The sequence below is a fragment of the Nitrospira sp. SG-bin1 genome, assembly GCA_002083365.1.
In the GTDB taxonomy this organism is placed as follows: domain Bacteria; phylum Nitrospirota; class Nitrospiria; order Nitrospirales; family Nitrospiraceae; genus Nitrospira_D.
Map to the genome: position 1 here is coordinate 1 of LVWS01000013.1, position 12,420 is coordinate 12,420.

The window sequence follows — 12,420 nt, forward strand, 5'->3', positions numbered from 1 at the left end:
CAGATCGATCACCAGCACGCGTTTGTTCAGGAGGTCATGGAGATAATAGCCGAGCTGACAGGCGATGGCCGATTTCCCCACACCCCCTTTTTCGTTGGCGAGAACCAAAGTTTTCATGCGTCGGTCCTCGCACGTATCTAATCTGTCACGGACTGTAAGATCCAGGGGGCCAGCGTCTCCGTCTACCCGTTGTAGCCCATCCTGGGACCCACTGTGTCTAGAACGGCTGATGGAATATCTCCTATGGGAACGCGTGACAGCGGTCCTTCCGCTTGCCTGCCACCAAGTAGTGTTCGCTCACCCTGAGACTTTCCAGCTAACCGGGTACATGGTAGACTTGTTTGTCACGACAAATGTAGTTACACTCAATCGTGCGCTATGAATGGGGCGAAGCCAAGAACCGCAGCAATCGCGCAAAGCACGGCTTGGACTTTGCCGATGCCGAACAGGTTTTCGCCGGACGCTGCGTGACTTTCGTCGATGACCGTTTCGACTATGGAGAGAAACGGCTGGTCAGTCTTGGGACGCTCGCTGGACGGGTCGTGGTGATGGCCCACTCCCCGCGCGGGCATGACGCCACGCGCATCATCTCCATGAGAAAGGCGAACCGACGTGAGCAGAAAATCTATCAAAAGCGACTTGGCGAAGCTTGACCGGCTCAAGGACCGGGACATCGACTATTCGGATATCCCGCCGCTGGATCACTCGTTTTTTAAGAAGGCCACCGAGGCCTGGCCACCGGCGAAGCGACAAGTGACGGTGCGTCTCGACGTCGATGTGCTCGACTGGCTCAAAATGCATGGGAAGGGCTATCAGACGCGGCTGAACCGCATCCTACGCGCGGCAATGGAACACCAGGGTCCGCGCCGATCACGTGCGCGGAAAAGCCGTGAACGGTCGCGGCGGCGGCCGCGTGCGGCGTAACACAGTCACGTTGATTTTCTCTCCGGGGCCGAAGAGTAGGCGCATGGAATTGGAAATACTCCGGTGTCGGCCGGATTGGCCTCGTTGTCTTTCTCCGGCTTCAATTTCACATTCATAGCTGAGAGCGTGATCGGGAACGGTTGAGAGGCGACAGTCAGTTTTGGCCTCGAGTCCGGACACGGCTGCTTGGTGGAGCCCCTAGAAGTTATAGGTGGATCGTGCAGAATAAATGAGAACCGTCTTTGGGAAGCAGGGGGCAGATGGATAGGATTTCCATCATATGAAATTGTGGGCTTCGCTCCTCAGCATGTAGTTCTCCGAGTATTCCGGAGAGATGGTGAGAAAAAGATTTGCTCTTATAAGATAAGGTTAATAAAGGAAAAAGGATAAGGCTGAAAAATTGGAACAATCATTTGTAAAAACAATATGTTGTGAAAAGGCGATGCACGGTCTACCTAGAAGAAGACCAAGTGCTGCATCGTGCACCTAGAACTTTCCTTACAGAGCTGCACAGTCCACCTATATCTCGAGAGAAGAATTGAATGGTCTACCTATAAGTTTCAGTGTGATATGCACATACCACCTAGGTCTTGTGTCATGTGTCAGTCCTGTTTTTCAGTCGAACACAGAGGGAAAGCACATGGACTGCACGGACCACCTAGAACATCGAGTCGCGTCCGCCTATAACGTATTGCACAGTCCGCCAATAAGAAATGCACGCTCTACCTATAAGCTGCCGAAGAGATACATAAAAAGAGTGCTGCACGATCCACCTATAATGCAGGAAGGACGTGGAAGGAGAACTGCACTCTGCACCTACAAGGAGAGAGAATCGCAAAGAGTTGAAGGTTTTATGTAAGTTTTTGGGGCGGCAAAGCCTAACGAAGTAAGATTCTGCACGTTCCACCTATAACTCTCTGCACCTTCCGCCGATAAGTTCAACGGAAATCCGAAGAGAAGCTGCACGCTTAACCTATAATGGTTTTCTTTAAATATTCATCAGTTCATCGTCAGATGTTTGGCCCATCGACAACAGGGGTAAGGTTCAGGACGCGATAACTGCACGAAGGACCTCTAACCGCAGTAGAGAGGTACAATGACTATAGAATATGCACGATCCACCTATAACCCTAGACCGATAGGTCGCCTGCTTGAATCTAGGAAGTTTCTTCTGAGCGCGAAGTTCCAAAGGATCCTTGAAGTTTACTTATCAAGGATGGATGGCGGCGTGAAATGCCAAGTTCGACATTGTGAGCCGATTGTCGGGCATTGGCGGTCTTGATTTCTTCCTGGAAAGTGGACGTTGGAAGCATACTATAGACGATCTCGGTGATAGCGTTCCCCCTTTTTCGAACATCCTTCTTGAAGGACAGCAACACACTTTTATCGGTGAGTTCATTGAGGGCCGCATCAATCTGTTTAACATGAACCGATTGTCGTGAATGGCGCAGCAATCCACTGTCACGACGAATCGATGAGTACTTAATATGATAGGGATCGGTAATGCTTGCTTGGGTATATTGGTGTGACAGTCGTTTATGGAACCATCGAGCCAGTTGGGAGGATAGACTCATCAAGGTTCCATAATTGAATTGTCGATAGCTAAGCTCGTTGACACTTTTGCTGATCAAAGACGGGAGTTTGGCCAGCCACATGGCTTTGGGATCTTGAAGATAATGGAGTCGCGTGACTCCCGTTACCTCGGAAAGAATCGGATTGGTGTACACAAGTCGCTTTGCGACGCCGAGTTGTTGTTGACTATCGAATTCTACCGTTAGGACTGCCTTCGAAAGTATTTCCAGAGAATGTTTAATCTCATCCAAACTGCGTGATTTACCCCTTCGTTTCAGCTCTTGTTGAACCATCCCCAAGGTAAAGCGTACCCAGCTCTCAGAGCCATTGGCTCTGTGTTGCCCAAAATTCTGATCTGTGAAGAATTTCTTGAGTACTTCCTCAAGAAGTTCTTCGTCATTCGACGGATAATATTGTGTATAGGTGCCGTCCGAGTTCTTAATGCTGGCTGGCTGAATGGTCAGCTTGCAGGTGATTTCTTTGGGCAAACCTCGAACCGTAGGACGATAAAGGAATTCTTGCGTACTCACAGGCAAATTCCCTTTTTCATCGCGGACCTGGCTCTGCGCCCGTTCGTTGACAGCATATTTCGGGATTGCATCCCAGAGTTCAATTGTATTTGAGAGGTTATTGGGATTTCCAAAAAACGTGGTAAAGAGGTCGTACTGTTTGGTTGTAGTCGTGAGGCTCGTCTCCGTTTGAGGATTGCTGGGTTTCTTCGTCATGCGTACCTAGTCAATCCTGATGGGACATCGTGAGAAGGATAATAAACTCTGGTCCTTTAGAGGGAGAAAAACCGTTTCTCATGCACGAATCATTCTGCCGAGTTATTCTTACATCCGTTTAGTTGAAGACAATTGACGATTATGATGGTGGACCAGGATCCTCTACAGGATACTTAAGTCCTAACTTCTCTTCTAAGGCGATCAAAGCGTTCTGGAGAGTTACTCCTTGTACCCAGTTCTTCTGCGTACAGATCCAGTTAAACTTGTCGACTTCGTGTGGACGCGCTTTGATGTTGAGAGGAGTATTTCGGCCGGTTCGATAAATGCGTCGTGGTCGCCGGCTTCTCCCCTCCCCTGGTACAGAAGTCAAGTGCGAGGCCGCCGCGTTCGGTTCGCGACTCTGAAAGCCGCTGGCTGCTGCCACTTGGGTCAATTTCGCGACGGAAACGGGAGCGGTGGTAGCGGCCGATTCTGGGCGAAAGGTCTGTGGAGAAACGTTCTCAAAGGTTTTGGTGAAATCCGAAGTCTGAGAGAAATCTTCGTCAAAAGGAATTGCTGCCCTGGATTTACTCATGTCAAGACTCCTTCAAGTTCCTGAGTCGGTCGAGTAGAAGGGGCATGGGACGAATTAACCATCGAAATGACTTCTCCAGCAAAGGCCCGAGCGTTGTTGATCGCATCTTGCAAGTGATAGACGTCCTTAGGATCAAGATTCTCAAGACAACCGCCATAGGAAAAGAGTGCACGGTACACCTCCCGTTCCATGAGGTGGGTCTTGAAGATTGTGATCTTATTTTCGGTCAGCTGTTGAGCGATATGGGTAAAGGTCTTTGTACGAATCGCAGCCTTCGTCCTCGTGAAGAGAATAGCGTGGGGTATGGTTCGATTGAAGGCTTTCTGTTGCTGTCGGACTAATTGGAGGGCTTTCGCTGCGCCACGAGCATCCAGATCAGAAGGTTGTAGCGGGATAATAACGAGATCCGCTCTACTAATGGCGTACGCGACCAACATATTGGCCGTGCCTTCAAGATCGATAATCACGAATGGAGATTCTTGTTTGGCTTTATCGATATCATCAAGGATTGTCTGTTCCGTCGGGGACTTCTTGACAGCGAGGCTTGGTGGCTTATCTGGTAGCTTGGCCCAGGTATCGATATAAGTTTCAGGATCTGCGTCCAGGACGGTCACCCCTATTCCCTTCTGGGCTAATTCGGTTGCGAGCAGGAGCGCCGCCGTTGTTTTCCCACATCCACCCTTCGGACTAGCCAGAGCAATAACGGGCATCCCCTCCCCTCCTTGTCAGCAACGAGTAGCAACAGTATGCATTGGACACGTTGTGTCTTACCTGAATTGGAAGCTGTTGTCTAGCGAATTAGTTCTAGACGGCTATCAGATTCTAAAAAGCTATCGAAAGGACATCTGGAAGCTTGCAGATTTCCAAATAGTATCTAAAAGCTATCCACAATATGCAGATAGGACATTTCAAATAACATCAATTAATACAAACAATCATATCTGATATCTGTCACCTTTCTAGTATCTCTAAGATAGCTAACAGATTCTAGCTGGCTATCAGATATCTTTTAGATACTATACAGATAGCTACAAGAACTTTTCCTTTACAGTCGTATCTACCAGCGGGAGTTCCACGTCTGTGAAGGCGGGAGTTAGAGCAAGGTCCTGCAAGACAGGACGAGCCTGCCTCGCAATCTATTGAGAACAACACCTGTAAAGGCGTCGGAATCTATGACCACGAATGCGGCAAGACAAAACAACCCGCGACCTGCAGGAGGGGAGAGTGCTCACTTAAAGAAATGTACCCGAAAACATCAATAACTGCCATATTGAATCGACCCAAGGGTTACTCAGCTGACGGGGAACCGAACCACTCAGGGTGCTTCGCGAGTAATCTCCGCCGATAGGGATAGGTGGTGAGCAGCCGATAATGAAGAATCTTCCGCACGAGATCAGCACTAGGAGTCATACCATCAGCCCGAAAGTTGAATTCAATATCCTCAGCCATTTCGTCTCGTTCTTGCGGAGAGAGTAGGGGAGTCAATCGCTTCAGTTCAGCGAGATCCTCTTGATCGAACTGATCGTAGCGTGTCACGACGTCTCTCAATTCTCCTCGTTTCTCCAGCTGCGGCAGCCAGTGTACGAGGTAGGTCGGGGCGACTCGTTGCCTGGCTGGCTGGATCGTCGTAACGAGCCCGATGGCCGTCAGCGCCTTGAGTTGTTTCTGCACGGTCATCCAGGCCAACTTCGTCTCCTTTACTAACCGGTCGATGGAGATCACTAGTTCACGTTCGCCCCGGCCATAGGTTTTCCTGAGCAAGTGTAAATAGAGGAGCTGCGCGGTGGGGGATTGAGCGAGAAACCGAGGGTCCTCCATCGTCAGATGGACCTTGTCGAGATACTCGAGTCGCCAGTCAACTGAGAGCGTCGCGCGCCCTTCGAGCGCGAGTTCAGGCGGGAGGAAGTCAGCGACTTCCGCTTCTTCATCAAGTGGTTGGGACGGTCGAGATTCGACAGGATTCCCCATTCCGAATTAGAGGTCTACTCTTAGAGGGAGGCCTAGTCAAGCCAAAAATGTCCAACGAGCATCTCTAGTATCCGGGATTGTCGCCTTCTCGGATGCCTTGACTTGTGATAGCGGGAAGGGGTAGGGTGGCGGCGGCGAGGGGAAGACCCGGGAAAATGAGTTGGAGAGAAATCCACTCCTGGTGTATCGAAGACTCCCCAGTCAGAACGGATATCCCGAACTGCACGGTCCACCTCTATCCATAATATAGGAATGAGTGCCTCGCTAGACGCTGATTGAAGCCCTTCGCTGCTCGGAAATCAGTCTTTCCAAAGAGGGATGGGGGCGGAGGGAGAAGGAGAGGGGGCTTCGGAAATTCGGACAGTGTGGTAAGTGGTTGCCTGGCTTCACTCATCCCGACGAGGGGTGGTCAACGAGAGGAGCAAGGCGATGAAGAGAACGAGACGCAATCACGGCGCAGCCTTTAAGGCGCAGGTGGCGTTGGCCGCCGTCAAGGGGGACCGGACGGTGGCTGAGCTGGCGGAACACTTCCAGGTCCATCCCACCCAGATCACGGACTGGAAGCAGCAACTACTGGCCAGAGCCGCAACCGTGTTTGGCGGCCTTCACCCAACAGCTGATACGCCGGATCTGCAGACGCTGCATGCCAAGATTGGGCAACTGACCTTGGAGAATGATTTTTTAGAAGGCGCGCTCACCAAGGTGGGCTTGCTGAGCGCAAAGCGATGATTGACCGAACACATTCCTTATCCATCGGGCGCCAATGCCAGCTTCAGCAGCTGGCCCGGTCAACGGCGTATTACCACCCGAGACCCGTTCCCGATACGACGCTGGTGCTCATGCGTCGGATTGATGAATTGCATCTGCAGTATCCATTCGCGGGTGCCCGCATGCTGCGTGATCTCCTCCGGCAAGAGGAGCACACCATTGGACGAGGCCAGGTGGCCACCCTCATGCGACGGATGGGGATCAAGGCGATCTATCAGATGCCACGGACGAGTCAACGTCATCCCGCTCATCAGATTTATCCCTATCTGCTGCGTCAACTGACGATCACGTTTCCGAACCACGTGGCGGCTGATATCACCTACATTCCCATGAAACGTGGCTTCGTGTATCTGTGTGCGATCCTGGACTGGGCTAGTCGCCGCGTGCTGGCCTGGCGGTTGTCCAATACATTGACGACGGACTTCTGTCTGGAGGCTCTCCAGGAGGTGGTGACCCGGTATGGCCCTCCCGAGATCTTCAATACGGATCAAGGCTGCCAGTTCACGAGCCAGACATTCACCGGGTTTCTCAAAGACCAGGGGATTCAGATCAGTATGGATGGAGCTGGGCGGTGGCGGGACAACGTGTTTGTGGAACGGCTGTGGCGGACCCTCAAATACGAGGAGGTTTATCTCCATGCCTACGAAACCCTTCGCGATGCCCACCAAGGGGTGGCGCGCTATGTGACGTTTTACAATCAGCTCAGGCCGCATCGCGCGCTTGACGGACGCACGCCCGATTGCGTGTACTGGGAGAACCTGCCTGCACGGCCCACGGCTGCGTAGGCGTACACCGCCAAGCACCACTTATGAAGTGCCAGATGCTGTCCAAAGAAGCGGAGCCACCTGTAGCTATATCGCAATCCAAGGAGAGTCAAACAGATGGACTGATCGGTCCGACCTTTCCTGATTAAGAGACGCATGACCCTCACACGACCTTCAACAGTGGGGGCACGGTCCTCAATTGGGAAACCGGCGCTGGTCGCAGTTACCTCATTCCCATGGGCGAGATCCTCGCCTATATTTTCCTGCTCAATCGATACGACCGGCACTTTACCAATCCCCAGGGTATCTATCGTACCGATGGAGATACGATCCAGCAACATCATACCGATTCAAAATGGGTTCTGGACAACGATCAGTTTTCCGTCAATCAATTCCTGCATCCATACGGCGGCAGTGTGTATTACGGGCTCGCCCGATCGGCCGGCCTCAGCTTCTGGGAATCGTTGCTCTATAGTTCTGCAGGGAGTTTCTTTTGGGAAATGGGGGGCGAAACATCGTCACTATCGATCAACGACATGATCGCCACTCCTATTGGTGGTCCATTGCTGGGAGAACCGCTTTTTCGCATGGCGAGTCTGTTACTCGAAACCGACGAGGGAAGCCCGGCTTCTGGCGAGAGCTTGGGGCAGCAGTGCTCTCACCTCCTATGGGGTTCAATCGTCTGATCTTTGGTGACCGTTTCGATACGGTCTCCCCGAGCCGCCAACCAGCCACGTTCTTGCGACTACGACTCGGAGGCATAGTGTCAACGAGCAGTCGTGGATGGAACACCGAATTGTTCAACGGGGAGAAGCGGAATCCCCAACGCATGCCCCACGGTTGGACACGGAAGCGACAACATGAAATATGAGGAGGTTGATCTTGCTTAGCACTCAGTGATAGGGCCAGGCGCTGAGGTCAATGTGTCTGATGGTCAACGTGCGAAGAATTGGGCGAAAAACATGACTGAGAAGACGCGGATTGAAATCGCTCTTTTGTTGCCCGCGGTGCCGGATGCTCGTGACACGTGCGTTCAGCGACTCGGCCACTTGTTGAGAGCGAAAGAAGGAATTGAGGCCACACACCTTCCGGACATGAAAGACAAGGGCTCCGACCACATCTGCATTCACTACGATCCCGAGCGGCTGTCGATCGGGGAAGTTCGAGATTTGGCCCGCCGGGCCGGAGTGGAACTCGACAAGCGGTTCGGGCACTTGTTACTCAAGTCGGCACCGATGCACGCTCGACAGGCGCGTACGGTCGAGTCGCGAGCCAGACAAATCGCTGGGGTCCTGGAAGCCGCGGCATCTCCCGCTGGCGTGCTGCGCATCGAGTTCGATCGCCAAGCGGCCGACGAACAAGCCATCCGAGCGGGGCTGCAAAAGATCGGTGTGCGAATCCTCGAACAGGCGAAACCGCGGACGCCAGCCGAACCATCTGAAGCCGGACGCCAGCCTGCGCCGAAAGAACAGGAACATGGCGGCCTGTTGGGCGAGAGGACGGAGTTGGTGTTCGCCGCGCTCTGCGGCGGGCTGCTGCTCATCGGATGGCTCTCGTCATTGACCACCATCACGCCGTGGGTGCCTTGGAGCCTCTACCTGGCCGCGTACTTTTTCGGCGGATTTTTCACATTCCGCGAAGCGATCGAGAACATCCGTGCCGGTCGTGTTGAAATCGATTTCCTGATGCTGGTGGCAGCCATTGGTGCTGCCACGCTAGGAGAATGGGCCGAAGGCGCTCTGCTGCTCTTTCTATTCAGCCTTGGACACGCGCTAGAACAGTATGCGATGGGTCGCGCTAAACGGGCGATCGAAGCGCTTGCTGAACTCGCGCCCCAAACCGCGCTGGTCCGTCGTGGTGGCGAAATAGCGGAAGTGCCGGTGGAACAACTCCGCTCCGGAGATGTCGTGGTCGTCAAGCCGAACGAGCGAATCCCTGCTGACGGGTTCGTGATCAAGGGTGAAGGGAGCGTCAATCAGGCCCCGATCACCGGCGAGAGTGTGCCCGTGGACAAGCGAGCAGTCGATGATCCGCGCACGGCGGCTGCGAATCCCGATCGACTCGATCCGCAATTCCGCGCGTTCGCCGGCACCATCAATGGAAGTGGCGCGCTGGAGATTCAGGTCACCAAGCTCGCCAGTGAATCCACGCTAGCCCGTGTCGTTCAAATGGTCAGGGAGGCCGAGACGCAAAAGTCGCCCTCGCAGCGGTTTACCGATAAATTCGAGCGCTACTTCGTTCCCGCAGCATTGGCGTTCGTCGTCCTGCTCCTGTTCGCCTGGGCCGTGATCGACGAACCGTTCAGCACGTCATTCTATCGCGCGATGGCGGTGTTAGTGGCGGCCAGCCCCTGCGCGCTGGCAATCTCGACCCCGAGCGCGGTCTTAAGCGGTGTCGCTCGCGCGGCGCGCGGCGGAGTGATGGTCAAAGGCGGCGGGCCGCTAGAACACTTGGGAGGGCTCGGCGCTATCGCGTTCGATAAAACCGGCACCTTGACTGAAGGCATGCCACGCCTGACCGACGTGGTCGGTTCAGACGGCGTCGCCGAGGACGAGTTGTTGCGCGTTGCCATGGCAGTGGAAAGTCTTAGCGACCATCCGCTGGCGGCCGCCGTGACGCGGGGCGGCAAAGAGCGGCTGAAGAGCGATGCGGTCTTACCAGCTCACAACGTACAAAGCATCACCGGCCGCGGTGTCAAAGCCACCGTTGACGGTCAGCCGGTGTACATCGGCAATGACAGGCTTTTCGCCGAAGTCGAGGGTTCGCCCGCACCGAAGGCGTTGCAGGCGTCTGTCGAGAAGCTCAAAGCCAGCGGCCGCACAACGATGATCGTCCGGCGTGGCGAAACCTACCTCGGTGTGTTGGGCTTGATGGACACGCCGCGCGAATCAGCCAAGAACGTGATTGCCCGCTTAAAAGAGCTTGGCATCCGGCGAATGATCATGCTCTCGGGTGACAATCAACAGGTCGCTGATGCAGTCGCCAAAGCAGTCGGTATCGACGAAGCCTTGGGTGATTTGATGCCCGACGACAAAGTCGAGGCGATCAAGAAACTCAGCAAACAAGAGGGCGTGGCAATGGTTGGCGACGGCGTGAACGACGCTCCTGCGATGGCAAATGCCACGGTTGGGATCGCGATGGGCGCGGCCGGTTCAGACGTTGCGCTGGAAACCGCCGATGTGGCGTTGATGGCGGACGACTTAAACCATCTCCCCTTCGCCGTCGGCCTGAGCCGGCAAACGAGCCGCATCATTCGGCAGAATCTCTGGTTCAGCCTCGGCATGGTCGCATTCCTTATTCCCGCGACCGTACTCGGACTGCAAATGGGGATCGCCGTTATGTTCCATGAAGGTTCGACGCTCCTGGTCGTTTTCAATGCCTTCCGGCTCTTGGCGTATCAAGCCAAGTAAATTGGGGATCGGAGACTCAGGAACGCTGATGTCTGATTGAGGAACTCACATTACGTCGTCGCGATAATCACTGTTGCTGATCCCACTTACTCACCAGAGGATTGAGCAAACGCATAGGAGATGGAACAGAACAACAGAACACACATCCTTTAGAACTGCGGGAGGACATTATGAGTCTGCCAATTTCTCTCGGATGATTCGTGCCCGCCGGTCTTTGCGAGATTGGAGGCGCTGATCAGCTTGATACGTGACCCGGTCCTGCGACTTACCGCAGCAAAGGCTTCTGGGCCGCAGCCTTTGAGGTGCTTACATTAACCGAGAAATCCGGTTTTTGGGCGAGGCCTTCAGCGGCGATCCGTTTATATCTGGAGAAACGTTTCCTGCATTTCAAACGGGATTTCGATGGTTTAAAACGCCGGAGGTCCAAATGGACTTCGTGTTTAAATGCGTCCGCGATGGGTCAGAACAGACAAGGTCATCCTCAGGGGCTGAGGTCGGGCCAGGATGGACTTATACGATCCAAGTAGGGCTTCGAGTGCTGTTTGATGTGTTTCGATGACCGTAGCAGTGTTTCTAGGGGTAGTTGGGGTCAGGATGTGGCCTGGACGGGGCGAAAGGCAAACTCATTCGAATTGATGGCGAACATTATGTTTTAAAAGAGACCAACGGAAATGAACGAACGTTTCATGGTGGATAGCCGCACACATAAAAATGCGGCAGTTCTCAAAGACAGGTTCAAGATCGACCATTCGACAGTCCAGGTGGAACAGGGCAGTCGGAGGTCGGCAGAAATGCAGCTGTGACAACAAGTGGAAGGGGCAACGGTATGGACTGGAATTTGGAACTCCTCATGGCCTTTCGCGCCCTGCTCGCAGTTACCTTGGGAGGGTTCATCGGCTTGGAGCGCGAGCGGCACGGACGCGAGGCGGGGATCCGAACCTACGGGGCGGTGGCACTGGGGGCATGCGTCTTTGCACTCATCTCGAGCCATATAACAACCGGGTCGAATCCCCACGTCATTGCCGCAGGCGTGGTTACGGGTATCGGGTTCCTTGGGGCGGGTGTCATTCTGCGGGAAGGTGGAACTATCATGGGGCTGACGACGGCCGCTACGCTCTGGTCCACCGCCTCCGTCGGCCTCGCGATCGCGTACGGGATGTACATCTTGGGCATGCTTACGAGCGTCATCGTGTTTGGCCTTCTTGCGGTGCACCACCTACCCCATTGGGGCCGTTTGAGGAGCAAGGAGGGGAACAACCGCCAGCGATGATGCCGTGGTGTAGGTTGTGCGTATGATGAAGAACGAGCCCCTCACTTTCCCACGTAAACGCGGCCGATGTCGGCGAGGCCGCCGAACAACGGCAGGCAGCTGACGGCGCGTCGCGCCGCAGCTGATGCCGGGCGTTGAGGTTGTAGAACCCCCCCCAGGACCTAACCTCCCATGAGATAATTAGCCGCACCGCATTTCATGGGGCGGGCGATGGGATGGCTCGATACAAACCCGTTCAACCAGGTCTGAAACTTCTGAAACTTCTGCCGTGCGTCAGGATCGGTCGTCGAGACATGCGTCTGGTTGGAGCGCCGCTCCCCCCGAAACGTGACCGTGGGATTGCTCGGGTCCTCGTCTTGGTGCTGCTCCGGCCCCGCATCCAGCGACCGAATCCGGCGCTTGACCGCCGTGGCCGGACTGAAGGGCGAGATCGCCAAAGGGACCC

Annotated in this window: 12 protein-coding genes; 7 read left to right on the plus strand and 5 right to left on the minus strand. The window is 54.3% G+C overall.

Annotation, left to right across the window (positions count from 1 at the left end; translation table 11 throughout):
- Positions 1-371: 371 nt before the first annotated feature.
- Both A4E19_00295 and A4E19_00300 read left to right on the plus strand, forming a co-directional pair.
- A complete protein-coding gene (locus tag A4E19_00295) occupies positions 372-653 on the plus strand; it encodes a hypothetical protein (GenBank protein ID OQW36136.1) in 282 nt (93 codons plus the stop codon).
- On the plus strand, positions 613-924 hold the full coding sequence (locus tag A4E19_00300; GenBank protein ID OQW36137.1) for a hypothetical protein: 312 nt from the start codon (positions 613-615) through the stop codon (positions 922-924). The genes A4E19_00295 and A4E19_00300 overlap by 41 nt, the downstream gene beginning before the upstream one ends.
- 1,157 nt (positions 925-2,081) lie before the next feature.
- Here A4E19_00300 and A4E19_00305 read toward each other — a convergent pair.
- From A4E19_00305 to A4E19_00320, 4 genes are all read right to left on the minus strand, one after another.
- On the minus strand, positions 2,082-3,221 hold the full coding sequence (locus tag A4E19_00305; protein OQW36138.1) for a hypothetical protein: 1,140 nt from the start codon (positions 3,219-3,221) through the stop codon (positions 2,082-2,084).
- A 139-nt stretch (positions 3,222-3,360) separates the two neighbouring features.
- Positions 3,361-3,795, minus strand: a complete 435-nt coding sequence (locus A4E19_00310) for a hypothetical protein (protein OQW36139.1) — start codon at positions 3,793-3,795, stop codon at positions 3,361-3,363.
- The gene (locus A4E19_00315) at positions 3,792-4,505 is read right to left on the minus strand and encodes a chromosome partitioning protein ParA (GenBank protein OQW36140.1); all 714 of its coding nucleotides are present in this window, start codon (positions 4,503-4,505) and stop codon (positions 3,792-3,794) included. Before A4E19_00315 ends, A4E19_00310 begins: the two co-directional genes overlap by 4 nt.
- A 577-nt stretch (positions 4,506-5,082) precedes the next feature.
- Positions 5,083-5,763, minus strand: coding sequence for a hypothetical protein (locus tag A4E19_00320; GenBank protein OQW36141.1), 681 nt, complete (start codon positions 5,761-5,763; stop codon positions 5,083-5,085).
- Positions 5,764-6,192: 429 nt separating this feature from the next.
- On the opposite strand from A4E19_00320, the gene A4E19_00325 reads away from it, so the two are divergent.
- The 5 genes from A4E19_00325 to A4E19_00345 all read left to right on the plus strand — a co-directional run bounded on the left by A4E19_00325 (position 6,193) and on the right by A4E19_00345 (position 11,975).
- Entirely contained in the window at positions 6,193-6,492 is a 300-nt protein-coding gene (locus A4E19_00325; protein OQW36142.1) for a transposase, read from the plus strand.
- Positions 6,489-7,316 carry an integrase gene (locus A4E19_00330; GenBank protein ID OQW36143.1) on the plus strand — a complete coding sequence of 276 codons (828 nt, stop codon included), beginning with the start codon at positions 6,489-6,491 and terminating at the stop codon, positions 7,314-7,316. The genes A4E19_00325 and A4E19_00330 overlap by 4 nt, the downstream gene beginning before the upstream one ends.
- Before the next feature lie 215 nt (positions 7,317-7,531).
- The gene (locus A4E19_00335; protein ID OQW36144.1) at positions 7,532-7,981 is read left to right on the plus strand and encodes a hypothetical protein; all 450 of its coding nucleotides are present in this window, start codon (positions 7,532-7,534) and stop codon (positions 7,979-7,981) included.
- A gap of 276 nt (positions 7,982-8,257) precedes the next feature.
- Entirely contained in the window at positions 8,258-10,705 is a 2,448-nt protein-coding gene (locus A4E19_00340; GenBank protein OQW36240.1) for an ATPase, read from the plus strand.
- Positions 10,706-11,531: 826 nt separating this feature from the next.
- The gene (locus tag A4E19_00345) at positions 11,532-11,975 is read left to right on the plus strand and encodes a magnesium transporter MgtC (protein OQW36145.1); all 444 of its coding nucleotides are present in this window, start codon (positions 11,532-11,534) and stop codon (positions 11,973-11,975) included.
- Positions 11,976-12,136: 161 nt separating this feature from the next.
- Here the strand turns inward: A4E19_00345 and A4E19_00350 are convergent, their stop codons facing one another.
- Positions 12,137-12,412, minus strand: coding sequence for a hypothetical protein (locus tag A4E19_00350; GenBank protein ID OQW36146.1), 276 nt, complete (start codon positions 12,410-12,412; stop codon positions 12,137-12,139).
- Positions 12,413-12,420: the final 8 nt, after the last annotated feature.

Excerpts from the sequence above, each read along its gene's own strand:
- A4E19_00305 (OQW36138.1), bottom strand. The coding sequence starts at position 3,221 with ATGACGAAGAAACCCAGCAATCCTCAAACGGAGACGAGCCTCACGACT.
- A4E19_00310 (OQW36139.1), bottom strand. The coding sequence starts at position 3,795 with ATGAGTAAATCCAGGGCAGCAATTCCTTTTGACGAAGATTTCTCTCAG.
- A4E19_00315 (OQW36140.1), bottom strand. The coding sequence starts at position 4,505 with ATGCCCGTTATTGCTCTGGCTAGTCCGAAGGGTGGATGTGGGAAAACA.
- A4E19_00320 (OQW36141.1), bottom strand. The coding sequence starts at position 5,763 with ATGGGGAATCCTGTCGAATCTCGACCGTCCCAACCACTTGATGAAGAA.
- A4E19_00325 (OQW36142.1), top strand. The coding sequence starts at position 6,193 with ATGAAGAGAACGAGACGCAATCACGGCGCAGCCTTTAAGGCGCAGGTG.
- A4E19_00330 (OQW36143.1), top strand. The coding sequence starts at position 6,489 with ATGATTGACCGAACACATTCCTTATCCATCGGGCGCCAATGCCAGCTT.
- A4E19_00335 (OQW36144.1), top strand. The coding sequence starts at position 7,532 with ATGGGCGAGATCCTCGCCTATATTTTCCTGCTCAATCGATACGACCGG.
- A4E19_00340 (OQW36240.1), top strand. The coding sequence starts at position 8,258 with ATGACTGAGAAGACGCGGATTGAAATCGCTCTTTTGTTGCCCGCGGTG.
- A4E19_00345 (OQW36145.1), top strand. The coding sequence starts at position 11,532 with ATGGACTGGAATTTGGAACTCCTCATGGCCTTTCGCGCCCTGCTCGCA.